22 protein-coding genes are annotated in these 23458 nt (G+C 62.9%); 5 read left to right on the top strand and 17 right to left on the bottom strand.

Annotation, left to right across the window (positions count from 1 at the left end; translation table 11 throughout):
* On the top strand, positions 1-1674 hold the full coding sequence (locus ACSQ2A_RS14285; protein ID WP_436072770.1) for an ABC transporter ATP-binding protein: 1674 nt from the start codon (positions 1-3) through the stop codon (positions 1672-1674).
* 10 nt (positions 1675-1684) lie between these two features.
* Complete coding sequence (locus tag ACSQ2A_RS14280; protein ID WP_436072769.1) at positions 1685-2482, top strand: NAD-dependent epimerase/dehydratase family protein; 798 nt, start codon at positions 1685-1687, stop codon at positions 2480-2482.
* Here the strand turns inward: ACSQ2A_RS14280 and ACSQ2A_RS14275 are convergent.
* The 10 genes from ACSQ2A_RS14275 to ACSQ2A_RS14230 all read right to left on the bottom strand — a co-directional run bounded on the left by ACSQ2A_RS14275 (position 2479) and on the right by ACSQ2A_RS14230 (position 14040).
* Positions 2479-3903, bottom strand: coding sequence for an MFS transporter (locus ACSQ2A_RS14275; RefSeq protein ID WP_436072768.1), 1425 nt, complete (start codon positions 3901-3903; stop codon positions 2479-2481). The genes ACSQ2A_RS14280 and ACSQ2A_RS14275 overlap by 4 nt on opposite strands.
* A gap of 128 nt (positions 3904-4031) precedes the next feature.
* On the bottom strand, positions 4032-4514 hold the full coding sequence (locus tag ACSQ2A_RS14270; RefSeq protein WP_436072767.1) for a GlcG/HbpS family heme-binding protein: 483 nt from the start codon (positions 4512-4514) through the stop codon (positions 4032-4034).
* Positions 4515-4603: 89 nt separating this feature from the next.
* Positions 4604-5212, bottom strand: a complete 609-nt coding sequence (locus ACSQ2A_RS14265; protein WP_436072766.1) for a response regulator transcription factor — start codon at positions 5210-5212, stop codon at positions 4604-4606.
* Entirely contained in the window at positions 5209-6702 is a 1494-nt protein-coding gene (locus ACSQ2A_RS14260; protein WP_436072765.1) for a sensor histidine kinase, read from the bottom strand. The genes ACSQ2A_RS14265 and ACSQ2A_RS14260 overlap by 4 nt, the downstream gene beginning before the upstream one ends.
* 80 nt (positions 6703-6782) lie before the next feature.
* Positions 6783-8210, bottom strand: coding sequence for a siroheme synthase CysG (gene cysG, locus ACSQ2A_RS14255; protein ID WP_436072764.1), 1428 nt, complete (start codon positions 8208-8210; stop codon positions 6783-6785).
* A gap of 21 nt (positions 8211-8231) precedes the next feature.
* Positions 8232-9095 (bottom strand): formate/nitrite transporter family protein, encoded by an 864-nt coding sequence (locus ACSQ2A_RS14250; RefSeq protein ID WP_295415014.1) that lies wholly within the window; start codon positions 9093-9095, stop codon positions 8232-8234.
* A 17-nt stretch (positions 9096-9112) separates the two neighbouring features.
* Entirely contained in the window at positions 9113-9448 is a 336-nt protein-coding gene (gene nirD / locus ACSQ2A_RS14245; protein WP_295415013.1) for a nitrite reductase small subunit NirD, read from the bottom strand.
* A gap of 5 nt (positions 9449-9453) precedes the next feature.
* Entirely contained in the window at positions 9454-11901 is a 2448-nt protein-coding gene (gene nirB, locus ACSQ2A_RS14240) for a nitrite reductase large subunit NirB (protein ID WP_436072763.1), read from the bottom strand.
* Between the two features lie 311 nt (positions 11902-12212).
* Positions 12213-13436 carry a CmpA/NrtA family ABC transporter substrate-binding protein gene (locus ACSQ2A_RS14235; protein ID WP_436072762.1) on the bottom strand — a complete coding sequence of 408 codons (1224 nt, stop codon included), beginning with the start codon at positions 13434-13436 and terminating at the stop codon, positions 12213-12215.
* 16 nt (positions 13437-13452) lie between these two features.
* Positions 13453-14040 (bottom strand): ANTAR domain-containing response regulator, encoded by a 588-nt coding sequence (locus ACSQ2A_RS14230; protein ID WP_436072761.1) that lies wholly within the window; start codon positions 14038-14040, stop codon positions 13453-13455.
* A gap of 200 nt (positions 14041-14240) precedes the next feature.
* Here ACSQ2A_RS14230 and ACSQ2A_RS14225 point away from each other — a divergent pair, with 200 nt between their 5' ends.
* Positions 14241-14495 (top strand): FitA-like ribbon-helix-helix domain-containing protein, encoded by a 255-nt coding sequence (locus ACSQ2A_RS14225; protein WP_436072760.1) that lies wholly within the window; start codon positions 14241-14243, stop codon positions 14493-14495.
* The gene (locus tag ACSQ2A_RS14220; RefSeq protein ID WP_436072759.1) at positions 14492-14914 is read left to right on the top strand and encodes a type II toxin-antitoxin system VapC family toxin; all 423 of its coding nucleotides are present in this window, start codon (positions 14492-14494) and stop codon (positions 14912-14914) included. The genes ACSQ2A_RS14225 and ACSQ2A_RS14220 overlap by 4 nt, the downstream gene beginning before the upstream one ends.
* On the opposite strand, the gene ACSQ2A_RS14215 is transcribed toward ACSQ2A_RS14220, so the two are convergent.
* From ACSQ2A_RS14215 to ugpB, 7 genes are all read right to left on the bottom strand, one after another.
* A complete protein-coding gene (locus ACSQ2A_RS14215) occupies positions 14911-15684 on the bottom strand; it encodes a hydrolase (protein WP_436072758.1) in 774 nt (257 codons plus the stop codon). The two genes, ACSQ2A_RS14220 and ACSQ2A_RS14215, sit on opposite strands and share 4 nt — an antisense overlap.
* Positions 15681-16454: a DeoR/GlpR family DNA-binding transcription regulator gene (locus tag ACSQ2A_RS14210; RefSeq protein ID WP_436072757.1), complete on the bottom strand. Its 774-nt coding sequence runs from the start codon at positions 16452-16454 to the stop codon at positions 15681-15683. The genes ACSQ2A_RS14215 and ACSQ2A_RS14210 overlap by 4 nt, the downstream gene beginning before the upstream one ends.
* A gap of 19 nt (positions 16455-16473) precedes the next feature.
* Entirely contained in the window at positions 16474-17220 is a 747-nt protein-coding gene (locus ACSQ2A_RS14205; protein ID WP_436072756.1) for a glycerophosphodiester phosphodiesterase family protein, read from the bottom strand.
* Positions 17221-17264: 44 nt separating this feature from the next.
* Positions 17265-18329, bottom strand: coding sequence for a sn-glycerol-3-phosphate import ATP-binding protein UgpC (locus ACSQ2A_RS14200; RefSeq protein WP_436072755.1), 1065 nt, complete (start codon positions 18327-18329; stop codon positions 17265-17267).
* Positions 18330-18332: 3 nt separating this feature from the next.
* On the bottom strand, positions 18333-19181 hold the full coding sequence (ugpE, locus tag ACSQ2A_RS14195; RefSeq protein ID WP_295415005.1) for a sn-glycerol-3-phosphate ABC transporter permease UgpE: 849 nt from the start codon (positions 19179-19181) through the stop codon (positions 18333-18335).
* A gap of 11 nt (positions 19182-19192) precedes the next feature.
* The gene (ugpA, locus tag ACSQ2A_RS14190; protein ID WP_295415004.1) at positions 19193-20077 is read right to left on the bottom strand and encodes a sn-glycerol-3-phosphate ABC transporter permease UgpA; all 885 of its coding nucleotides are present in this window, start codon (positions 20075-20077) and stop codon (positions 19193-19195) included.
* A 103-nt stretch (positions 20078-20180) separates the two neighbouring features.
* Entirely contained in the window at positions 20181-21506 is a 1326-nt protein-coding gene (gene ugpB / locus ACSQ2A_RS14185) for a sn-glycerol-3-phosphate ABC transporter substrate-binding protein UgpB (RefSeq protein WP_436072754.1), read from the bottom strand.
* Positions 21507-21788: 282 nt separating this feature from the next.
* Here ugpB and ACSQ2A_RS14180 point away from each other — a divergent pair, with 282 nt between their 5' ends.
* Positions 21789-23453: a Na/Pi cotransporter family protein gene (locus ACSQ2A_RS14180; protein WP_436072753.1), complete on the top strand. Its 1665-nt coding sequence runs from the start codon at positions 21789-21791 to the stop codon at positions 23451-23453.
* Positions 23454-23458 lie beyond the last annotated feature (5 nt).

The raw sequence follows: 23458 nt of genomic DNA, 5'->3' as shown, positions 1-23458 counted from the left end.
ATGTCAGACGAAACCATTCTGAAAGTCCGCAATCTCTCGGTGGATTTCCCGATCCAGAAATCCGTTGTCCACGCGGTCAAGAATGTCTCTTTCGACCTCAAGCGTGGCGAGACGTTATGCGTGGTTGGGGAAAGCGGTTCGGGCAAGTCGGTGACGGCCCGTGCCATTTTGCAGCTCGTCGCCAAGCCGGGCGCCATCACCGGCGGGCAAATCCTGCTCGATACTGGCTCGGGCGAGGTTGATATCGTCAAGCTAGGCAGCCGTGGCCTTGCCATTCGCGAAGTGCGCGGCCGGCGCATTGCCATGATCTTTCAGGAGCCGATGACCAGCCTGTCACCGGTCCATACGATCGGCCACCAGATCATCGAAACGATCCTGCTGCACGAAAAGGTCAGCAAGGAAGAGGCGCGGAAGCGCGCCGCGGCGCTCCTCGGCAGAGTGCGCATTCCGGAGCCGGAAAAGGCGCTCGATCGCTATTCCTTCGAATTTTCAGGCGGCATGCGGCAGCGGGCGATGATCGCCATGGCGCTGTCGTGCAATCCGGAGATCCTCATTGCCGACGAGCCGACCACAGCGCTCGACGTTACCACCCAGGCCGAAATCCTGTCACTGATCCGCGAATTGCAGCGTGACCGGGGCATGGCGGTGCTGTTCATCACCCACGACATGGGCGTCGTCGCCCAGATCGCCGATCGCGTCATGGTCATGTTCCGGGGCGAGAAGGTGGAAGAGGCCGGTGTCTTCGATCTCTTCGAACGGCCGCAGCAGGCCTATACGCGTGCGCTGCTCGGCTCGGTGCTAAAGCTCGAAACGCCGGCGCCGCGCCCGCCGCGTCCGACGGCGGAGAAGCCCATCGCCAAGATCGAGAATCTTGAGCTGCACTTTCCGCTCAATGCCGGTTTCATGGGCCGGCCGACGAATTATCTGAAAGCCATCGATGGGGTGAGCCTGACCATCAACCAGGGCGAGACGGTCGGTGTGGTGGGAGAATCCGGATCGGGCAAGACGACGCTGGGGCGGACGCTGCTGCGGGTTTATGATCCGACCGGCGGGCAGGTGATGTATTGGCCGAGCAATGGCGAGCCGGTCGATATCGCGACGCTCAACAAGGCCGGTATGAAGTCGCTCTATGGCGAAGTGCGCATGGTGTTTCAGGACCCGCATTCCTCGCTCAACCCGCGCATGACCATCTACCAGACCATTTCGGAGCCGCTGCGGACCAATACCGACATGACCGAGCGGCAGATGATGGATCGGGTCTCCGAACTGCTGTCGCGCGTTGGCCTGCCGCCCGATATTGGCGATCGCTATCCGCATGCCTTTTCGGGCGGACAGCGGCAGCGAATTTCCATAGCCCGCGCGGTGGCGGTGCGGCCCCGCCTCATCATTGCCGATGAGCCGACGTCGGCGCTGGACGTGTCGCTGCGTCATCAGGTGCTCGACCTGATGCGTGATCTGCAGACCGAATATGGTCTATCTTACCTGTTCATTTCGCACGATATTTCGGTCATCCGCTATTTCTGTGATCGGGTTGCGGTGATGAAGAATGGTAGAATTGTCGAGGTTGGCGACGTGGTGCAGATTTGCGAGAGGCCGCAGCACGAGTATACGCAGAGCCTGATCGGCGCCGTGCCGCGCCCCGATCCGCGTCTGCGCGCCGACGCACCGCAATAAGGAAGCTTCCATGTCCACCATATTGCTGACCGGCGCTTCCGGAAGGCTGGGCACCCATATGCGCCGCTGGTTTGCCCAAAAGGGCAGGGCGGTGCTCGCGACCGATATCAGGCCGGCCGAGGACGGCGGGGCTGTGGAGATTGCCGATCTCTCGGATCGCGAGGCGGTCGATCGACTGATGGCGCGGGATATTTCCGGCGTCGTGCATCTGGGCGGCATGGCCAAGGAGGCCGGGTGGCAGACCGTGCTCGATGCCAACATCATCGGCAGCTACAATATCTTTGAATCGGCCCGCAAAGCCGGAGTGAAGCGCGTTGTCTATGCTTCCACCTATCACGTGGTGGGCATGTATCCGATGCCGACGGATACGCCGCTCGATCTCGATGTCCCCTATCGTCCGGATTCGCTCTATGCCGTCTCAAAAGCCTTTGGCGAGACGCTGGGCCGGCTCTATTTCGACAAGTTCGGGATCGAATGCCTCGCCATTCGTATCTGCACGGCGGGCGATCCCGGCACGCCGCGCGAGGCCCGGCTTTGGCTTAATCGCGATGACCTGGCTACCCTGATCGAGACCGGGCTCGACCAGCCCGATCTCGGCTATCGGATCGTCTATGGGATTTCAAACAACCCACGCGCCATGATGGTCAACGAGCCTGATCCCGGGCTCAATTGGACACCGGCTCACGGCTCAGCTGAACTCGGAAAACCCGATCCGCTGGCGCCCCTCGACGAGACCGATCCGCGCAACCGTCTGCTGGGCGGTGCTTTCTCGGTGTGGGGCCATCAGGACGACAAATCTGACCTCTAATGGGCGGCGAAGGTGGAACTGGCGTCCTGCGGCTTGATCAGGCTGACCATGCGCCAGGCCGCCACGAGGGCGAGCGCTGCCGTGGCGGCGCCGAGCACGTAGACCGGAACCATCGCGAATTTCACCGCGTCCGCGGAAACAGCGACGGCCATGCCGCCGGAATTTGCGGCGACACCAGCCAGCGCCGCGCCGATGGCATTGCCAGCCGATTGCGTCGTTGGCATCAGGGCCGAGGCGCGGTCGCGTTCTTCGTCGCTGGCGGCTTCCATCATGGAGAGGTTGAGGTAGCCATTGTGCATGCCAAAACCGCAGCCGATGACCAATTGTCCGATGATGACCACGGCCACCTGATCGATCTGCAACCCGGCCAGCACCAGCAATAGGCCAAGCCCGATCATTCCCGGCCCAAGGCGGATAAGCGTCTTGCGGGTTTCCTTGCTGCGCACATTGGCAACGGTGATGGCCGAGGCGCTCCAGGCGACAGCGAGCACGGCGGCGATGGCACCGGCTGAGGCGGGCTTGTAGCCCCACATCTCTTGCACGACGAGCACGAGATAGACCGCCGAACCTGCGCCGGCGACATTGATGAGAAGGACGACCCAAAGCCCCGTGCCGACCACCGATATGGGACGGAATGCGTCGCGCGGCATCAGGCGTTCTTCGGCCCTTCCGTCCATCCAGACGGTCGCAACGAGCAGAACTGCTGCAACGACCAACAGGGCTGCCGCTGGCAGCGGTGCGGCGAGGCCAGCCAAGGCCACGAGCATGATGGCCGCGCCGATGGCGAACAGCCGCAAGCCGGGGAAGCGTGCCACGACGCGATCCTCCGACGAATGGGCAGGCACCTTGATCACAACCATGGCGGCAAAGATCAGCACCAGCGGTACATTGACCAGGAAGGCGGCGCGCCAGGAGACCATTTCGGTGAGGAGACCGGCGGCAGCAGGACCGCCAAAAGCGGCGATGGCCCAGATCATCGCCTGCAGACCGAAGACCTTTGGCACGAGGCGCGAGGGGAAGAGTTCGGGAATAAGGGCAAAGCAGATGGCCGAAACCACGCCTTCGCCGAGCCCCTGAAGCGCGCGGCCGACCAGGACTTGCGGCATGGACGTTGCGCTGGCAGCGATCACGGTGCCGAGCAGGAAGACGCCGGCCGAGACCAGCAAGGCGGTGCGCGCGCCAAGGCGCTGCTTGAGAAGTGCCGCGCCCGAGCCGCCGACAATAGCGAAGACAAGGAACAGAGTGAGCGCCCAGGAAATCAGCGCGACGCCGCCCAGTTCCTGCACGGCTGTCGGCAGGGAAATGGAGGCGAGGAAGGCGTTAAAGGCGAGGAGCGCCACGCCGAGGCAAAGGATCAGCGTCACGGTCGCGTAGCGCGGCGTGAAGATTTCAGCCCAGCGACCTTCGACCGAATCCGACATGTTGCCTCCAATTTTCCAAGCGCAAACTTGTTTAATTCAAGTCGCCGGAGAAGGCAATCAATTGTGCAGCGCGCCCGAAAAATGTGCAGGGATAAGCGAGGGCGAGCCGTAGCTCGCCCTTTTTGCGTTTACTCAGCGCCGATGGCGGCGAGGCCAGCACGAGCGCAATCGGCGTCGAGACCGCCATTGGGAGCGCCGCCAACGCCGATGCCGCCGACCAGGGCATCGCCGATGCGGATCGGCAGGCCGCCGGCCTGGATGACGAAGCGAGAGTCCATATCGCGGAGGCCATCGTTCTGCGGGTTAGCGGCGATGAAATCAGCGAGTTCACCGGCATTGCGGCCGAGGGCGGCGGCAGTAAAGGCCTTGCCTTCGGCGCTGCTGCCGGTGTGCGGGCCGGACATGTCGGCCTTGAGGAGCACCTTGGTCGCGCCATCGCGCGCCACCACGGCAACCGAGACGTTGTGGCCGCCAGCGGCGCAAGCGTCGAGCGCGGCCCGGGCAGCGGTCGTCGCAAGGTCGAGCGGCAGGTACGGCGCGGTCGGCAAGTCCTGCGCGAAAGTGGCGGTGGGGGCCAGCAGCATGGCGGTCAGAACGAGGGTGCGAAGCATGGTGATTTCCTCTGCGTTGGTGATGAGGAAATCCTAGTCGCCGGGAGGGCTTGGATGAATCGGTAGGGCTGGCGCCGGTCTCGGTAGAACTACCGAGTGCCCTGCACTTCGAGCCACAGACGCGTCATCTCGGCCTGGGACGTGGTGCCCAGTTTGAGTCCAATGGCGGCGCGGTGGCTGTCCACGGTGCGCGGAGAAAGGCCGAGGCCTTCGGCGATCTCGCGGGTCGAAAACCCTTGCGCAATGCGCTCAAGCACTTCCGTCTCGCGTGGGGTCAGTGCCGAGAGAAGCGCCAGCGTTTCGGCCCGCAGCGCCTTGGCGCCGAGGTTGCGATCGAGCACCTGCTGGGCACGCTGGATGGCGTCGATCAGGTCCTGATCGTCAACGGGCTTTGAGAGAAAATCGACGGCGCCATTGCGGAAGGCGCGACGGCAGGCCTCGATATCGCCGTGGCCGGAAATGACGATGGTGGGCCAGTCGACGCCCTGCGCCAGCAATTGCTCCTGCAATTTCAGACCGCTGATGGCGGGCATGCGAATATCGAGGATCAGGCAACCTGGTTCGAGCCGCGGCAACTGCCCGAGAAAGGCGGTGGGATCGCCAAAGCCTTTCACGCTGAGGCCGATGGTGGAGAGCAGCAGGCTCAGCGCATTGCGCACGGCCTCGTCGTCTTCGACGAGATAGACTGGCTGAGTCATGCTTTCGCGCCTCCCTTTGCCAGAGGCAGGGTCACCCGGAAGAGTGCGCCCCGATCCTGCTGGACATAGGCAATCTCGCCGCCGGCCCGTTCGATGAGACGTTGGCTGAGCGCCAGCCCAAGGCCGGTGCCTTCGGGCCGGGTGGTGGTGAAGGGTGTGAACAGTTTTGGCACGAGCTCGGACGGGACGCCGGGACCATTGTCGGCAATATCGAGCCGGGCCACGCCATCGGCTTCGGAGAGAGCGATCCTGACGTCGCGCGCCCCGGATTGCTCGGAAACGGCCTCGAAAGCATTGCGCAGCAGGTTGAAGATCACCTGTTCCAGTTCGACCGGATCGGCGAGAACGCTGATCGGCTTGGCCGGCACGTGCGGCTGGACGATGACGGCGCGCTGGGCAGCTTCGCCCTCCAGCAGCGTGATAACCGAACGGACTGCGGCGCCGAGATCGACCGGCTTTGCGACCGGCCGTTGTGGGCGCGACCAGTGGCGCAGCCGCTCGAGAATATCGGCGGCGCGGCGGGCTTGGCCGACCGTGTCATCAAGCACTTTACCCAGGGAAACATTGTCTTGCCGGGCGAGGAGGTGCTTTCCCGCCTGAGCTTGCGCCAGAATGGCTGTCAGCGGCTGGGTCAATTCGTGGGCCATGCCGCTCGCCATTTCCCCCATGGCATTGACGCGCGAGGCGTGGGCGAGGCGCGATTCCATGTCGCTGAGTTCGGCACGGCGCTCGGCAAGGCGCGTGCGGGTGCGCTGTTGTAGCAAGGCCGAGCCGATGGCGGCGAGTAGCCCTGCACCGAGGATGATGGCCGCCAGACGATCGAGCGGTAGCAACTGACTGAGGCTTACCGGCATGGATGCTTCGAGCAGCAGCGGCTGGGTCGCGCTGCCGAGGCGACGAGAAAATTGCGGTGCAGGCATTTCTGCGGGCCCATAGACCACATGCCCATCCGGCATGGTCAGCCGCAGCGCCGCAGTGCCATTTCTCCAGAAGGCGGCGTCGGATGCGAGCAGTTGCGCTGCATCGACGGCCACCATCAAGCCGTCGCGGGCTGCATCGCTGTTTGGGCTGCGCTTGACCATCAGGTAGTGACCGGGCCGCTCCGGGGTTGTCAGCAAGGCGGTTTGCCCGGTTGAAGCCTCTGCCGCCGCTTTCACCGCCTCGGCGAGGTTGGGTTCCAGCGGCTGCGTGCCGGCCATGGGCGCTGGGTCTTGGAGCGGCACTAGCTGGATTTCGTCGATCCGCGGATAAAAGCGCAGGATGGTGGTGGCGACTTCGAGGAAGGCGCTGCTGTCGGTCTTGTCGGCCTGCGCGATGGCGGACAGCGCCGTCAGGTGCGCATCATGCTGGTCGGCGCGTTGCGCAGCTTCGGCGGCAAGGGTAGAGCCGGCCTGTTCCAACTCGCCAAGGAGGGTCACCTGGCGATAGAAGCCGAGGCCCGCCGTGCCGAGCAGGGCCAGTCCCAGCCACCAGATCCAAAACCACTTCATCTGCACGGCATGCCAGCGTTCATCACGCCGCCATCAATGACCCAATCTGGCCTCTCGGAGCAAGGTCAATTGCCGAATGGTCAGGCCGTGGCCTGCAGTTGAGCTTCGGCTGGGAGGCGCAAAGCCGAGCCGATGCCGAGGATGATCGGGCAGTCGAGATCGAGGTTCTTGGCCTTGTCTGCCGCATCGCGCAGGCAAGTGTGGACGATGCTCTGTCCGGCGCGGCTGACATTGGAGGCAAAAACAACCGGCGTGTCGGGGGCAAGGCCGGCGTCGAGGAGGCGCGCGACCAGCTCGCCCGAAGTGCGGCCAGCCATGTAGTAGAGATGGGTCGTCGATTTGTCGGCGAGTGCGGTCCAATCGAGATTTCCTGGCAGCCTGCCATCGCGGCTATGGGCGGTGACGAAGCGGACGGATTGGGCGCAATCGCGGTGCGTCAGCGACAGTTTTAGCTCGGAAGCGAGGGCTAGCGCCGTCGTGATGCCGGGGACGACATCCACCGGAATGCCGGCGCGGTTGAGTTCGGCGATTTCTTCGCCAGCCCGGCCAAAGATCATCGGGTCGCCCGACTTGAGGCGCACCACACGGCGGCCGGCCCTGGCCAAGGTGATCATCGTGCGATTGATGTCTTCCTGTTTGCAGCTATCACGACCGCCGCGCTTGCCAACCAGAATGCGCTTCGCCTCGCGCCGCGCGAGTTCGAGCACTTCGTCGGAAACGAGGTCATCGAAGAGGATGACGTCGGCCGCCTGCAGGGCGCGCATGGCCTTGAGGGTGAGGTATTCGGCATCGCCCGGGCCGGCGCCGACGAGGGTAACGCGGCCGCCTTCAGTGCCTTTGGCCTCGTCGATCCAGCTTTCGAGTTCGGCTTCTTCAGCAGGAGTGTGGAATGCCCTGTCGGCGAGGCGCTGCCAGAACTGGCGGCGTTCGGGGCCGGGTTGGAGGAGGTTGGTCGCGCGTTCGCGGATGTGCCGGGCAAGCCCCGCCCAATCCATCAGGCTTTTGGGCAGCATGGCTTCCATGCGCTGACGCACCGCCTGGCCGAGAATGGGGGCAGCGCCCGTCGTCGAAATGCCCACCACCAGCGGCGAGCGATTGACGATGGAGCCGAACTGGAAATCACAGAAGGCCGGCTTGTCGATGACATTGACCGGCACGCCGAACCGGCGCGCGGCGGCGGCAAAATGGGCGGCTTCTTCTTCGTCCTCGCAATCGCCGACTGCCATGGCGTAGCCATCCCAGGAGATGACGGTCCAATGGCAACCAAGCAGCGTCACCTGACCGGAGGAAGCAAGGCCCTGCATTTCCTCGGAGAGTTCGGCCTCTGGCGCTGCGACTTCGACCACGGCGCCGGTCGCCGCAAGCAGTTCGGCTTTCCAGGCGGCTGCTTCCGAGCCGCCGGCAAGCAGAACGCGCTTGCCGGTGAGAGTGTAGAAGACCGGAAGGGTCGAGAGGGCAGCAAGGCGCGGACGCTGTGCTTCACCCGGCTGGCGCGTGACGATGTGCATCTCCCGGTCTCCTTGCCTGGTTTACTCGGCCGCTACTGGGCTGGCCTTGACTTCGCGCACGGCACCCACGGCCGATGGCTTCTGGCGCGAGGGGGCAGTGCGGCTGTGGGTGGCGTAGAGGGTGAGGCCGACAAAGGTCAGGCCGCCGACGAGATTGCCGATGACGGTGGGGATCTCGTTCCAGATCATATAGTCCCAGAAGGAGAACTGGCCGCCGAGCAGGATGCCCGAGGGGAAGAGGAACATGTTCACGATGGAATGCTCAAAGCCCATGTAGAAGAACAGCATGATGGGCATCCACATACCCAGAACCTTGCCGGTGACCGAGTTGGACATCATGGCGGCGACGACGCCCGTGGAGACCATCCAGTTGCAGAGCACGCCGCGGATGAAGAGGGTCAGCATGCCGGCGGCGCCGTGGGCGGCATAGCCGAGCGTGCGGCCTTCGCCGATATGGCCGATGCGTTCGCCCACGGCGTCGGGCGCCTGGGTGAAACCGAAGGTGACGACAATCGCCATCATCAGTGCGACGGTGATGGCGCCGGCAAAGTTGCCAGCAAAGACTAGACCCCAATTGCGCAGTACGCCGCCAATGGTCACGCCGGGACGCTTGTCGATCAGGGCCAGCGGCACCAGGGTGAAGACGCCGGTGAGCAGATCAAAACCCATGAGATAGAGCAGACAGAAGCCGACCGGGAACAGGATCGCCCCGGCCAGCGGCTGGCCGGTCTGCACGCTGATAGTGATGGCGAAGGCTGCGGCCAGCGCCAGGATGGCACCGGCCATGAAGGCGCGGATCAGCGTGTCGCGGGTCGACATGAAGACCTTGGCCTCGCCGGCGTCGATCATCTTCTTGATGAAATCTGTTGGAGCAACGTAGTCCATTCTTGAAACTCCTGGGGTCAGGCGGCGGTGGCCGCTGCAAAGCTCTGGGCATCGATGAGGATGCGGTCCTGATGGAGGCGGAGCGGATAGGTCCGCACCGCGCCCTCGTCGGCGCCCTGGGCGACGCCCGTTTCGAGCGAGAAAACCCAGTTGTGGAGCGGGCAGGTGACCTGCGCGCCATGGACGATGCCCTGGCTTAAAGGCCCACCCTTGTGGGGGCACTGGTCGTCGATGGCGAAAACCTTGTCGTCAGCCGTGCGGAAGACGGCGATCTTGCCAAGCGGCGTCTTGATGCAGCGGGCGCCGCGGCGGGGAACGTCTTCGAGGCAGCCGATATCGACCCAATCGTTCATCGCAATCACTCCGCTGCCTGCAACATCTGGAAATCGGCCATGGCCGCGAATTCGTGGGCGTCGCGGCCATTGACGCGCTCTTCCCAGGGATCGACCTGGGCGAATTTCTGCGAGTAGACGAAGCGCTCGAAGAGCTGGTGGCGCTTGGCCAGGTCTTCAACCACATTGGCCTTGATCGAGTCCGAGCCGACGCGCTTGGCCCATTTGTAGATGCGCTCGAGATAACGGCCCTGCTCGCGATAGAGCTGGGTCAGCGCGGCGATGATCTCCATCGCCTCGTCCTCGGTCTTGGCATGGCACAGGACTTCCGTGCCCTTGATGTCGAGGCCGGCGGCGCCGCCGAAGTGGATTTCGTAGCCGGAGTCGACGCAGATCACGCCGATGTCCTTACAGGTCGCTTCGGCACAATTGCGCGGGCAGCCCGACACGGCGAGCTTCAGTTTCGCCGGGGTCCAGGAGCCCCACATGAATTTTTCGATGCGAACGCCGAGCCCGGTGGAGTCCTGCGTGCCGAAGCGGCACCAGTCCGAACCGACGCAGGTCTTCACGGTCCGCAGGCCCTTGGCATAGGCCGCCCCCGACATCATGCCGGCCTTGTTGAGATCGGCCCAGACGGCGGGCAGGTCTTCCTTCTTGATGCCCAAAAGGTCGATGCGCTGGCCGCCCGTCACCTTGATAGTGGGCACCTCGAACTTGTCGGCGACATCGGCGATGGCGCGCAGCTCGTTGGCGGTGGTCAGCCCGCCGAACATGCGCGGCACGACCGAATAGGTGCCGTCTTTCTGAATATTGGCGTGAACGCGCTCGTTGATGAAGCGCGACTGGCCGTCGTCCTCATATTCGCCGGGCCAGTTGGCAACGAGATAGTAGTTCAGCGCCGGCCGGCACTTGGCGCAGCCGCAGGAAGTCTTCCAGCCCAGTTCCTGCATCACCGCGGGAATGGATTTCAGCTCCTGCGCCACGATCAGGCGGCGCACTTCGTCGTGGCCAAGCTCGGTGCAGGGGCACATCGGCTGTATGGCGGCCGGGTTGTAGCTGTCGCCAAGCGTAGCCATCAACAGCTTTTCGACGAGCCCGGTGCACGAGCCGCAGGAGGCCGAGGCCTTGGTGTGGGCGCGGACATCGTCGAGCGAGGTCAGGCCCTTGGACGTGATTGCATTGGCGATGGTGCCCTTGCAGACGCCATTGCAGCCGCAGATTTCGGCTTCGGCGGGCAGGGCGGCCACAGCCGCAAGCGGGTCGGCAGACGCGCCGCCGCCATAGCTTTGCCCGTAGATCAGCGTGTCGCGCATCGGCGCGATATCGGTGCTGCGCTTGAGGAGATCGAAGAACCAGGAGCCGTCGGCCGTGTCGCCATAGAGCACGGCGCCGAGGATGCGATTGTCCTTGAGCACGACGCGCTTGTAGACGCCGGCAGTGGCGTCGCGCAGCACGATCTCTTCGCGGTCGTCGGCCTCCGCAAAGTCGCCGGCCGAATAGAGGCTGACCCCGGTAACCTTGAGCTGTGTCGCGGTCTGCACCGGCTTGAAGGCGGCCTCGGTGCCGGTCAGCGTCTTGGCGGCAACCTTTGCCATGTCGTAGAGCGGTGCGACGAGGCCATAGACAGCGCCCTTGTGCTCGACACATTCGCCCAGCGCCAGGATATCGGGGTCCGACGTCACCATGGCGTCGCTGACGACGATGCCGCGATTGATCTCGATGCCGGCATCGGTGGCAAGCCGGGTTTCGGGGCGAATGCCGGCGGCCATGACCACGAGGTCGGCCGGATAGATCGTGCCGTCATCAAGCGCCACGGCTTCGACGCGGTCGGTGCCGAGTATAGCCTTGGTCTGCGCCTTGCAGTGTACCTTAATGCCGCGGCCTTCGAGTTCGCGGCGCAGCAGATAGCCGGCGGCAGCGTCGAGCTGACGTTCCATCAGGTGTCCGGCGAGGTGAAGGACCACCACTTCCATGCCGCGCCCACGCAGGGCTGCGGCTGCTTCAAGACCCAGAAGGCCGCCGCCGATGACCACTGCCTTGGCGTCGGGCTTGCCGGCCACTGCCACCATGGCCTCGACGTCGTCGAGATCGCGGAAGGCACGCACGCCCGGAAGGTCCTTGCCGGGAATGGGAAGGATGAAGGGCGCCGAACCCGTTGCGATGACCAGTCGGTCATAGGGCGTCTCGACGCCGTCGGCGAAGACGGACTTGGCTTCGCGGTCGATCTTCGTGACCGTCTGGCCGAAGCGGCAGTGGACGTCATTGGCAGCGTACCAGTCGGCATCGTGGGTGACGATGTCTTCATAGCGCTTCTCGCCGGCCAGCACCGGGGAGAGCATGATGCGATTGTAGTTGCCGCGCGGCTCAGCGCCGAAGAGGGTGACTTCGTAGCGACCGGGTTCGGCCTCGAAGAGATGTTCCAGCATGCGGCCCGAGGCCATGCCTGCACCGATGATGACGAGTTTTTCGGCCATGTTCTTCCCATCAAACCGGGGTCCAGCCGGACCCGAAGACCAAAACGAAAACGCCGCCAACCAGCAGGAACTCCGTCTGAGGGACGAAGAAACTGTGGTTGGCGGCGTTGCCAATATGTGGCGCCCATCGTTGGACGCCGGAATTCAGTGCGCCGAAGCGCTCGGGAACATCATTGCAGGAAGCGTGCCAAACTGGATTCCCTGGCCAAAGCCTATATTTTCCAGGCTGTTAGGTGGGGCAGCCTGAAAATCAGGCATCTGCTGCAAGGTGATTATTTGCACGGCAGATTGGCAATCTGCTTATTTCGTGTTCATCGCTGCGCTTGAGCGGCGATGTAGGCATCGAGCTTGTCGGGATCAAAATCCGTCCCGTCGAAGAAGCCATCCGGCCCCAGCGTCAGCCATCCGCCGAGGGCGCCAACCTGGGTTGGTTCAGTCAGCGCACCTTCGATCTTGCTGCTGGCGCCGGGCACGGGCATGCCCATGCCTGAAAGGGCGGCGCGATAGAGGTCGGGCCGATAGCTCGACGCGGCCTTTTGCGCATTCTCTTGCGTATGGGCCACCTGGCCCCAGCGCACCATCTGCGAGTAGAACCAGAGCGCGTGGCTCACCCAGGGGAAATTGGCTGCGCGAGAATAGGGCACGAAAAAGTCGGGCATGGACTTTTCGACGCCCGCCTCAAATTGCAGCCTGCCAGACAGGGTGCGCAAAATCAGATCGGCATCGATGCCCAGCCGATCCTCGCGCGCCAGCATGGCTGACAGGGTCGCGTGATTGGCTGGGTCTTCACACCAGCGCGCGGCGCGCGTCGCGGCGCGCAGCAGGGCGGCCAGTTGCTCGGGAAAGCGTTCGGCCCATTGCAGCCGCGTACCCAGCACCTTGTCGGGGCTCATCTGCCAGATCTGGCCTTTGGTCGTGACAATCCGGCCGATCCCGCGCGCCACGGCCACCGAGCCAAAAGGCTCGCCGACACAAAACCCGTCGGTACGCTTGGCAGCAAGCGCATCGGCCTGCAGCGGGGGCGGCACGATGACGATATCGACGTCTTGGTCAGGGTTGATCCCCGAGGCCGCCAGCCAGTAGCGCAGGGCATAGTTATGGGCGCTTTCGGGGTGGACCACGGCGAGGCGCAGGCGCGGTTCGCCGGCTCGTGCCCTGTCCTCGACCACCTTGCGCAGTGCGGCCCCGACCGGACCCGGTGCGCCATCCTCGGGTGCGCCGGCCTCGGTCATCTTGGCCCAGACGGCATTGGACATGGTCATGGCAGCGCCACCGAGGCCGAGCGCCATCGGCGCGATCACTGCGGCATCAAGCGGGGTCAGGCCAAGATTGGCGCTGAGGGGCATGGGGCCAAGCATGTGGGCGACATCGAGGTGGCCGATGGCGACACGGTCGCGGATATTGGCCCACGAAGTTTCGCGCACGAGATTGAGGTGCAGGCCTTCGCTTTCGGCAAAGCCGAATTCTTCGGTGGCGAGCAGCACCGCGCTATCGAGCAGCGGCACGTATCCGGCGGTGATTTGCGTCAGGCCCATGAGCAAAAATCCTTCTTCATGGTCCCAAAAGCTCCGCCGCTGTGACCACTGCCTGGGCGATCTCGACGATCTTGCGGTTCTGGTTCATGGCCGTGGTGCGCAGGAGCGCATAGGCCGCATCCTCGGAAAGGCCGCGCGAGGACATGAGAATGCCCTTGGCTTTGTCGATCACCTTGCGGCCCTGCAGTTCTGATCGCGCTGCCTCGAGTTCCCCCTGTAGCCGCGAAAAAGCGCGAAACCGGACGATGGCCATGTCGAGGATTGGCTTGATGCGATCCTTGCGCAGCCCGTCCACCACATAAGCGGAAACGCCGGCATCGACCGCCGCTTCGATTTCTGCTGGGTCGGATTTGTCGACGAACATGGCGATGGGCCGCTTGATGGTGCGGCTCAGGGCGAAGAAGTGCTCAAGCACGTCGCGATTGGGATTTTCCAGATCAATGATCACCACATCGGGTGCGATTTCGCCGATACGCCGCGCAACATCCTCGATATCGGTAATGACCCGCACAGAGGCATGGCCAGCCTCACGCAGTCCGGCCTCGATGATCGAAGCGCGGATCGCGTTGTCGTCAATCACCAGAATCGAAAGCGACTCTGCCATGGTACTCAACTGCAAGGGCCTATGCGGCTCAGTCACTGCATGACTGGCGGACCGCTGTCTACTTCGTTTGCAGGATGGTAGCTATGCTGAAAAACGAGGCAAGTGTTTGGCATGCCGTCCGGCCTCCTGTGCTTCTTGAAAGTGATAGCAAATTGTCTATATTGATAGCATGCTCATCGGTTGATTGAAGAAGCTGTTACATGCCTGCCGTCACCATTCGTAACCTTTCTGACGAAACCCATCGCGCGCTCAAGGTGCGCGCGGCCGGCCATGGCCGCAGCACGGAAGCCGAGATGCGCGACATCCTGGAGGCCGCGGTTCGGCCCGCTGACCGGGTCCGCATCGGCTCTGCCCTCTCCGCCCTGAGCCGAAGTGCCGGTCTGACCAATGCTGATTTCGAGGTTCTGGAGCAGGGCGGAGACAAGATGCCCGCGGAACCCCTGAGTTTTGAATGATCCTGCTCGACACCAATGTCGTGTCCGAGGGCATGAAGCCGCAGCCAGATCCGGCCGTGCTGGATTGGCTGGATGCGCAGGCGGCCGAGACCCTTTACCTTTCGAGCGTGACGGTTGCTGAACTGTTGTTCGGCATTGGGGCGCTTCCCGATGGGCAGCGCAAGACGAAGCTTGCCGCGACGGTTGAAGGGCTCATGGCCCTGTTCGAAGGCCGGATCCTTGCCTTTGATGCCGCCGCTGCCCGGCACTATGCGGACCTCGCTGTAGCCGCCCGTACTGCGGGAAAGGGCTTTCCAACACCGGATGGCTACATCGCTGCCATCGCAGCGGCCCACGGCTTCAAGGTCGCAACCCGCGATGTCAGCGCCTTTGCGGCCGCAGGCGTTCCGACAATCGATCCCTGGAAGCTTGGCGCCTAGGCCTTGGCGGCGAGCAGCGCCCTGGCGATATCGACAAAGCCGCGCCCGGCAATGTCGGCCGAAATCCAGCGTGGTTTGGTCGGCAGATCGTCGAGCACAGGCAGGATATTAGCGACGCCAAAAGTCTTGCTCAGGAAGGTGAACATCGGCGCGTCGTTGCGCGAGTCGCCGGCAAAACTGACCTGTTGAGCCAGCTCATTGTCGCCAAGGCCCCAGCGGCGCAGCACGCGTTCGCTCATGGTGCGCTTGTTGTAGTCGCCGATCCAGGTGTTGATGTGCACCGAACTGATCGCCACCGTGCCGCCAAGAGCGCGGATTTGTTCGGCCAGCGCGTCTACCTCCGGGCGCGGATAGCCGACAATGTCGATGGCGACGTCGGCGAGGCGATAGTGCTGGTCATGGGCGAGGCGAAAACGATCCCCGAGCAGCGGGACGATCGTGTCCAGGTGCTGCCTCTGCCGCTCAACCTGCAAGGCCTCATCTTCCCAATATTCGACCGCGACCCGATTATGGTCGGCCGTCATCACGAAGGCGCCGCTCTCGCCGATTGCGGCGGCGACAGGCCAGGCGCGGACGATGTGCTCGCACCAGCCGGCCGAGCCACCGGTCACCGTGACGACACGGATCCCGGCCGCATCAAGGTCCCACAGGGCCTGATAGGTTTGCGGCAGCAGGCGACCTTCGGTTGTCAGCGTGTCGTCGATGTCGGTGAGAAGATAACGCACATCGCGCAGGTCTTCGGGCCGGGGGGCGGAGCCGATAAAACTCATTCGGCGTCTCCGCCGCAGATTTCCACCTCGATCCCGGCACTTTCGAAAGCCGCGGCGACCCGTTTGTCATTGGGCAGCGCGTCGGTGAAAAAGCTGGTTATGGCGGAGAAGGGGGCAACGCGCACCGAGGCGTCGCGCGACCACTTGCTCACATCGGCGGCAAGGAATTTGGTGCGCGCATTGTCGAGCAGTTTCATGGTGAGCTGGGCTTCACTATAGCTGAAATCGAGAATGCCCTTTTCCGGATCGAGCGCACCGGCACCGACCACGGCATGGGAGGCATAAAACTTCTCGAAGAAATTGAGGGCGTCGGGGCCGACGACGTCGCGGTCATTGTGGCGCAAGAGACCACCGGTCATGTGCACCTCAACCTGAGGGGCTTCCGACAGGGTCAGGGCGACATCGATATTATTGGTCACGACGCGCAGGTCCTGATGATCGCGCAGCGCCTCGGCCACGAATTGCACGGTGCTGCCGATACCCATGAAGACGGTCGAGCCGGCGGGGATCGCGGCGGCAATGCGCCGGGCGATCCGCTGCTTGGCCCCGCTATTGAGCGCGGCGCGGGCATTGACCGAGATATTGCGGGCGCCCACGGGCATGTCGACGCCGCCATGGAAGCGTCGTGCGTAACCAAGATCACAAAGCGCGTTGATATCGCGCCTTATGGTCTGGGTGGTCACGTCATAGCGGGCCGCCAGGGGCTCGATATATTGAGCGCCCTCGGACTCGATCAGGCTCAGGATTTCACGTTGCCGATGCGACAGCATTTTTGGCCGAAAGCCTCTGCTACCCCAGGAAGAGCTTGGGATTGTCGGTAATGACCCCGGTCAGGCCTGCGCCCCAGAAGGAGACAAGTTCGACGGGGTTGTTGCAGGTCCAGGCACGTACCTTGATACCGTTTTTGCTGGTTTCTTCCAGCATTCCGATGCTCAGCGCCTTGTAATGCATGTGAATGGTCGTCGCCGGAATGACCTTGAGCTTGTCAGCCCAGTCTTCAGGCGGGCGGCCCCAGAGCATGGCCATTTCGAGGTCCGGCTCCAGCGCATGCATCGCCTTGAGCGCTTCGGGATCGAAGCTCGAGATCATGATCTCGGTTTTCGGGTCCCGCTTGTTGATGTCGGCCTGCACGGCGCGCACCAATTGGTCGAGCGACTTGTGGTGCTTGTGCTGCTTGATTTCGACATTGGCGCTGAGCCCGAATTCACCCAGCGCCTTGATGACTTCGGCCAGGGTCGACAGGCGTTCGCCAGCATATTTGGCATCGAACCAGGCGCCGGCATCGAGCTTTGCGACATCGGCATGGGTGAGGGCGCCGAGCGAGCCCTTGCCCGAGGTCGTGCGGTCAACGCTATCGTCGTGGATAACGACCAGCGTGTCGTCAGCAAGCAGGGCCACGTCGAGTTCGACCCAGCGCGCGCCCTGTTCGGCGGCAGCCTTGAAGGCGGCAATGGTATTTTCGGGCGCCACGGCGGATGCACCGCGATGGGCCTGCACTTCGTCCCGAGTGGGACCGATATCGGATGGAATGGTCATGACGCGTCTTTGTTCTTGGCCCGCAAGCCACTAAGTCGGTTCTGTTACGGATTTGCGACAGCGGTGTCGGTGCGACGGCCGCTTTCACGATTGAATGGGTGCAGGTCAGCGGGTTTGACATGGATGGTGATGGTTGCACCTTCCTCAATCTCCGGCCGGCCGGGAACGCTGAGAATGACGGCATGATCGCCGTTCTTGAGCCGCGCGTGGAGGTGGCTTTCCCCCCCGATCGGTTCGAGCAGTTCCACGGTCGCGGCCAGTGCAAGGCTCGGCTCGTCCGAGCTTTCAAGCGTGAGGTGGTCGGGGCGAATGCCCACCACATCGGTGCCGGGAGGCAGGCCGAGAATGTCAAAGCCGGAGGCTGCGTCGAGCGCGGAAACCGGCAGCAGGTTCATCGGTGGTGAGCCGATAAAGCCGGCAACGAACAGGGTTGCCGGCCGGTCATAGACCTCCGTCGGCGTCCCGAGTTGCTCCACCAGACCATTGTTCATCACCACCAGCCGGTCGGCCAGGGTCATGGCTTCGAGCTGATCGTGCGTCACATAAAGGCTTGTGGTTTTCAGCCGGCGCTGCAGCTTGCGGATTTCCACCCGCATCTGCACGCGCAGCTTGGCGTCGAGATTGGACAGCGGTTCGTCAAAGAGAAAGGCCGCCGGCTCGCGCACGATGGCTCGGCCCATGGCGACGCGCTGACGCTGGCCGCCGGAAAGCTGGCGCGGCTTTCGGTCCAGCATGGGTCCGATTTCGAGAATATCGGCTGCTTCCTTGACGCGGCGGTCGATCTCCTCGCGCGGCGTGCCGCGGTTTTTGAGGCCGTATTCGAGATTCCCGCGCACCGTCATATGGGGATAGAGCGCATAGTTCTGGAACACCATGGCGATGTCGCGCTCGGCCGGCTCGGCTTTCACCACGTCGCGGCCGGCGATCTCGATGCGGCCGGAGGTGACGGATTCGAGGCCCGCCACCATGCGCAGCAGGGTCGATTTTCCGCAGCCCGAGGGCCCGACCAGAACGATGAGCTCGCCGTCCTTGACCGAGAGATTGATGCCTTTGACGGCCGGAACGGAGCCGTAGTTCTTCTTGAGGTCAACCAGGTTGATCGTGGCCATGGCTTATTTCTCCGTTTCCACGAGGCCTTTGATGAAAAGGCGCTGCATGAAGATGACGACGAGGACGGGGGGCAGCATAGCCAGCGTCACGGCGGCCATGACGAGGTGCCATCGGGGCTCGGCATCGGCTGTGGCGGCCAGGCGCTTGATGCCCATGACGACCGTGTAATAGCGGCTGTCGGTGGTGACGAGCATCGGCCAGAGATACTGCACCCATCCATAGATGAAGAGGATGACGAAGAGCGCGGCGATATTGGTGCGTGAGAGCGGCAGCAGGATATCGCGGAAGAACTTCATCGGCCCCGCGCCATCGACGCGGGCTGCTTCCATCAGTTCATCCGGAATGGTCAGGAAGAACTGGCGGAAGAGGAAGGTTGCGGTCGCCGAAGCGATCAACGGCAGGGTGAGGCCGACATAGGAATTGAGCAGGCCCAGGTCCGCCACGACCTTGAAAGTGGGAATGATGCGCACTTCCACCGGCAGCATCAGGGTAATGAAGATGATCCAGAAGGCGATCAGCCGGAACCGGAACTTGAAGAAGACGATCGCATAGGCCGAGAGCAGCGAGATGGCGATCTTGCCCACGGCGATGATGATGGCAATGATCAACGAATTGGACAGCATGATCCAGAGCGGCGGCGCGCCGGCCGTGGAAATGCCCTCGGTGAGCATGAGCCGATAGTTTTCGATCAGATGCGGTCCGGGCCAGAGAGGCACGAGACCACTCAGAAAGTCGCCTTCGCCATGGGTCGAGGCGACGAAGGCGAGATAAACCGGAAACGCCACGAGCACGACACCGATGATCAGCACCAGGTGGGTCAGGAAGCTCAGAAAGGGGCGATTTTCTACCATTTTGCTCGCTCCTAGTACTGAACACGCCGCTCGACATAGCGGAACTGGATTGCGGTTAGGACGATGACGATCAGCATCAAGACGACCGACTGGGCAGCCGAGGAACCGATGTTGAGCCCCAGGAACCCGTCGGCATAAACCTTGTAGACGAGGATATTGGTCGCCTGCGCCGGGCCGCCGGCCGTGGTGGCGTCGATGATGCCAAACGTGTCGAACATGGCGTAGTTGATGTTGACGATGAGCAGGAAGAACGTCGTCGGCGAGAGTAGCGGGAAGACGATGGTCCAGAACCGCTTGAAGGGGCCCGCGCCATCAATGGCGGCCGCTTCGGTTAGGGATTGCGGCACCGATTGGAGGCCTGCGACGAAGAACAGGAAATTGTAGGAAATCTGCTTCCAGCTCGCCGCGATGATGACGAGCAACATGGCCTGGCTGCCATCGATCCTGTGGTTCCAGCTGACCCCCAGGCCACGCAGCAGATAGGGCGCGATGCCGATGGAGGGGTTGAACATGAACCACCACAGGATACCCACAACCACCGGGGCCACGGCATAGGGCCAGACCAGCAGCGTCGTATAGAGCCGGTTGGTGCGCAGCACGCGATTGACGGCCACAGCCAGCAGCAGCGACAGGCTCATCGAGAACACGGTCACCGATATGGCAAAGACAAAGGTATTGCCCGCCGCATTGATATAGCTGGGGTCGGCAAAGAGCCGCTTGTAATTGTCGAACCAGATGAACGTCGTCTTGAACCCGAACGGATCTTCGCGCTCGAACGACGATTTGACGGCCTGCATGGCGGGCCAGATGAAAAAGATCAGCGTCACGGCAAGCTGCGGGGCCAAGAGAATGTATGGCAGCAGCTTGTTTGGAAAAATGGTGCGCTTGGTTTGCATGGGCCGAACTCCCCCAAGAGGCCGAATATTGTCGCGCCGGCAGCATTGAAGCGCCGCCGGTTGGACCGCCCCGGCCATTTTGGCCGGGACGATCCGGGGAGGATCAGCTATTGGCGGCTTCGAAGTCGCGCAGGATCACGTTGCCGCGTTCGACAGCTGCGTCGAGGGCTTCCTGCGGCGTCTTGGTGCCGGCAAGCATGGCTTCGAACTCTTCGTCGACCACGGTGCGGATCTGGGTCAGGTTGCCGAAGCGGACGCCCTTGGAATTGGGCGTTGGCGTGCCGCGGGTGATCTGGTTGATGGCAATGTCCGAACCCGGATTGGCTTCGTAATAGCCCTGTTCCTTGCCCAGTTCGTAGGTGGCATTGGTGATCGGCAGGTAGCCGGTCGCCTGGTGCCAGCTGGACTGGATTTCGGGCTGGCTCAGATAGGTGAAGAACTGGGCGACGCCCTTGTAGACTTCCGGATCCTTGCCGTTGAGCGCCCAAAGCGTCGCGCCGCCGATGATCGAGTTCTTCGGATCGGTGGTCACGTCGTCATAATAGGGCAGGGGGGCGAAGCCGACTTCGAAGTCCTTGGCATTGTTGATGACGCCAGCGCGCCCGGCCGAGGAGTTCATGAAGATCGCGCATTCCTGGGCGTAGAACTTGGGGGCCGCATCCGGACCGCCGACGGGGCCGCCATATTCGAACAGGCCTTCATCGGCCCATTTCTTCAGGTTGGCCCAGTGCTTGGCCTGCACTTCGCCGTTGAAGGTGAATTCGGTGCCGAGGCCACCAAAACCGTTTTCAAGCGTGCCGAAGGGCTGGTCGTGGATGGCCGAAAGGTTTTCGGTCTGGATCCAGCTCACCCATGCAGTGGTGAAACCACAGGGAGCGGCGCCCGACTCGACGATCTTCTTGGAGAAGTTCTCGATGTCGGCCCATGTCTTCGGCGCTGTATCGCGGTCAAGGCCGGCTTTTTCGAAGACGTCCTTGTTGTAATACATGATGGGCGTCGAGGAATTGAACGGCATGGACAGGATGTTGCCGTCCGTGTCCGAATAATAGCCCGTCACCGGGGCGAGGAAGCTCGTGGGATCCCAGGCTTCGCCGTTGTCGGCCATCAGCTGGTAGACCGGATAGACGGCGCCCTTGGCGGCCATCATGGTGCCGGTGCCGACTTCAAAGACCTGTACGATGGCCGGCTGCTCATTGGCGCGGAAGGCGGCAATGGCCGAAGTCAGCGTTTCGGCATAGCTGCCCTTATAGGTCGGGATGACCTTGAATTCGGTCTGGCTGGCGTTGAAGTCGCTGGCGATCTGCTCGAGCTTCTTGCCGAGCTCGGCGTCCATGGCGTGCCACCAGGCAATTTCGGTCTGTGCCGCCACTGGTGCTGCCGACAGAACGACAGCCAGGCTCGCGGACAGGAACAAAACGTTCTTGAACATTCTCACTCCCTTTGTGTTTTGGCCGAGGCCTCCCCGCCCCGTGCTCCGTGAATTGGTAACAGCGGAATGCGCGTTTGCAACAGAAAAATGTTCAAATGAACATTCTAAGTGGCGCGAATGATCAACATTGCACCGCAAACTGGCCGAAATTGCCGGATATCATGGGGTCTGGCGAATTTGCCGGACCGTCGTATTTTGCACCCGATTGCATCGAGCAGTTGCGCCCTCTGTGTTCATGTGAACATGATGGCGACTCGAAACAGCGCGGGCAGGGGAGGCCTGATGTACTTCATCATCGTCCATCTGGTGGCGGCCATCGTGCTCTTGCTCTGGGCCGTGCGCATGGTGCGAACGGCGGTGGAGCGGGCCTATTCCGCCCAGCTCAAGCGCACGCTGGCCCGCGCCGAGCGCAGTGCATTCTCGGCCGCGATGGTCGGCACCGGCATGGCCGTGGCGCTGCAAAGCTCGACCGCGGTGGCGGCGCTCGCCTCCAGTTTCGCCTCCGGTGGTCTGCTCGCGGGCAGTACCGGCCTGGCGCTGATGCTCGGCGCTTATTTCGGTTCGGCACTGGTTGCGAGCGTTCTGTCGTTCGACCTGACCCTGCTCACCGCGCCGCTGATCATTCTGGGCGGCACGCTGTTCCTGCGCGCCAATGACCGCCAGATGAAACAGCTCGGCCGCATGATACTCGGCGTCGCCTTCGTGCTGCTTTCACTTGAAATGGTGTCGGAAGCGACCGCGCCCTGGCGCGACAGCGAAGTGCTTGCCGTCGCCATCGACTATCTGCGCGGCGATCCCTGGACCGGTTTCCTCGTGGCAGCCATCATCACCTGGCTGTCCTATAGCTCGGTCGCCAGCGTCCTCGTCATCATCACGTTCGGCACAGCCGGGGTTATTCCCTTCGAAGTGGCCGCGGCTCTCGTGCTCGGCGCCAATCTCGGCGGCACCCTCATTGCCTTCGGCATGACCCGCGGCGCCGACGTGCGTGCCCGCCGCATTTCCCTTGGGGCTCTGCTGTTCCGTGGCGGCGCGGCGATTATCTGCCTGATCGTCATCGAAGTCCTGCAGGTCCATACGCTTGGCCTGCCGGGCAATGTCGGGCTGCAGGCCAGCCTTTTTCATTCGGCCTTCAATTTTGTCGTCATGATCCTGGGCCTGCCGCTTGTCGGCCCGGCCTCGCGCCTGCTTGATCGGGTGGTCAAGGAAAGCCCCGCCGATGAAACGGCCGATCTCGCGCGCCTCCGGCGTCCGGCCCTTGCAACAGACAGCAATGGCAATGTCGACGCAGCCCTTGCCAGCGCCACGCGCGAACTCCTGCGCATGAGCGAAATGGTGGAGGTCATGCTGCAGCCGGCGATGGAAATCCTCAAAGGCGGCGACAAGACAGCCATCCGTCGGGTCAAGGCGCTGGAGCCCGAAGTCGACCGTGCCAATGCCTCGATCAAGCTTTTCCTGTCTCAACTCGATTGGGACAAGATGGACGAAGGCCAGGTCAGCCGCGCCTCCGACCTCAGCACCTTTGCCATCGGGCTCGAACAGGCCGGCGACATTATCGCCCGGCAATTGCTGCGGGTCGCCGACCAACTCGCCGAGCGCCACCTGACCTTCTCGCCGCAGGGCTGGCAGGAATTGCTCGATCTACATGCAAGGGTGCTGGGCAATCTCCAGCTTGCGCTCAATGTCCTCGTTTCCGAAGACATCGAGTCCGCGCGCCAGCTCGTCGCCGAAAAGGACGCGGTCGGCGTTCTGGAGCGCTCCAGCATGAACCAGCATTTTGCGCGCCTGCGCAAAGGCGATCCAAACAGTTTTGAGACCAGCGAACTGCATCTGCAGACCGTGCGCTCGCTGCGGCACATCAATTCGCTGCTGTGTGGGGTCGCCTATTCGATCCTGAGCGAGCAGGGCGAACTGCTCGGCTCCAAGCTGGCTAGAAGTCCGGGCCAGTAAAGCGC

Source organism: Devosia sp. LjRoot3, from assembly GCF_964252865.1.
Classification (GTDB): Bacteria; Pseudomonadota; Alphaproteobacteria; order Rhizobiales; family Devosiaceae; genus Devosia.
Note: the sequence above shows the minus strand (reverse complement) of the source record. Positions and strands in the feature narration are given on the sequence as shown.

Coding starts and splice junctions, on each gene's coding strand:
- ACSQ2A_RS14270 (WP_436072767.1), bottom strand. CDS start 4,514: ATGCTTCGCACCCTCGTTCTGACCGCCATGCTGCTGGCCCCCACCGCC.
- ACSQ2A_RS14260 (WP_436072765.1), bottom strand. CDS start 6,702: ATGAAGTGGTTTTGGATCTGGTGGCTGGGACTGGCCCTGCTCGGCACG.
- ACSQ2A_RS14265 (WP_436072766.1), bottom strand. CDS start 5,212: ATGACTCAGCCAGTCTATCTCGTCGAAGACGACGAGGCCGTGCGCAAT.
- nirD (WP_295415013.1), bottom strand. CDS start 9,448: ATGAACGATTGGGTCGATATCGGCTGCCTCGAAGACGTTCCCCGCCGC.
- ugpB (WP_436072754.1), bottom strand. CDS start 21,506: ATGTTCAAGAACGTTTTGTTCCTGTCCGCGAGCCTGGCTGTCGTTCTG.
- ACSQ2A_RS14205 (WP_436072756.1), bottom strand. CDS start 17,220: ATGACCATTCCATCCGATATCGGTCCCACTCGGGACGAAGTGCAGGCC.
- ACSQ2A_RS14275 (WP_436072768.1), bottom strand. CDS start 3,903: ATGTCGGATTCGGTCGAAGGTCGCTGGGCTGAAATCTTCACGCCGCGC.
- ACSQ2A_RS14225 (WP_436072760.1), top strand. CDS start 14,241: ATGCCTGCCGTCACCATTCGTAACCTTTCTGACGAAACCCATCGCGCG.
- ACSQ2A_RS14230 (WP_436072761.1), bottom strand. CDS start 14,040: ATGGCAGAGTCGCTTTCGATTCTGGTGATTGACGACAACGCGATCCGC.
- ugpE (WP_295415005.1), bottom strand. CDS start 19,181: ATGGTAGAAAATCGCCCCTTTCTGAGCTTCCTGACCCACCTGGTGCTG.
- ACSQ2A_RS14180 (WP_436072753.1), top strand. CDS start 21,789: ATGTACTTCATCATCGTCCATCTGGTGGCGGCCATCGTGCTCTTGCTC.
- ACSQ2A_RS14285 (WP_436072770.1), top strand. CDS start 1: ATGTCAGACGAAACCATTCTGAAAGTCCGCAATCTCTCGGTGGATTTC.
- ACSQ2A_RS14200 (WP_436072755.1), bottom strand. CDS start 18,329: ATGGCCACGATCAACCTGGTTGACCTCAAGAAGAACTACGGCTCCGTT.
- ACSQ2A_RS14250 (WP_295415014.1), bottom strand. CDS start 9,095: ATGGACTACGTTGCTCCAACAGATTTCATCAAGAAGATGATCGACGCC.
- ugpA (WP_295415004.1), bottom strand. CDS start 20,077: ATGCAAACCAAGCGCACCATTTTTCCAAACAAGCTGCTGCCATACATT.
- nirB (WP_436072763.1), bottom strand. CDS start 11,901: ATGGCCGAAAAACTCGTCATCATCGGTGCAGGCATGGCCTCGGGCCGC.
- ACSQ2A_RS14235 (WP_436072762.1), bottom strand. CDS start 13,436: ATGGGCCTGACGCAAATCACCGCCGGATACGTGCCGCTGCTCGATAGC.
- ACSQ2A_RS14210 (WP_436072757.1), bottom strand. CDS start 16,454: ATGCTGTCGCATCGGCAACGTGAAATCCTGAGCCTGATCGAGTCCGAG.
- cysG (WP_436072764.1), bottom strand. CDS start 8,210: ATGCACATCGTCACGCGCCAGCCGGGTGAAGCACAGCGTCCGCGCCTT.
- ACSQ2A_RS14280 (WP_436072769.1), top strand. CDS start 1,685: ATGTCCACCATATTGCTGACCGGCGCTTCCGGAAGGCTGGGCACCCAT.
- ACSQ2A_RS14220 (WP_436072759.1), top strand. CDS start 14,492: ATGATCCTGCTCGACACCAATGTCGTGTCCGAGGGCATGAAGCCGCAG.
- ACSQ2A_RS14215 (WP_436072758.1), bottom strand. CDS start 15,684: ATGAGTTTTATCGGCTCCGCCCCCCGGCCCGAAGACCTGCGCGATGTG.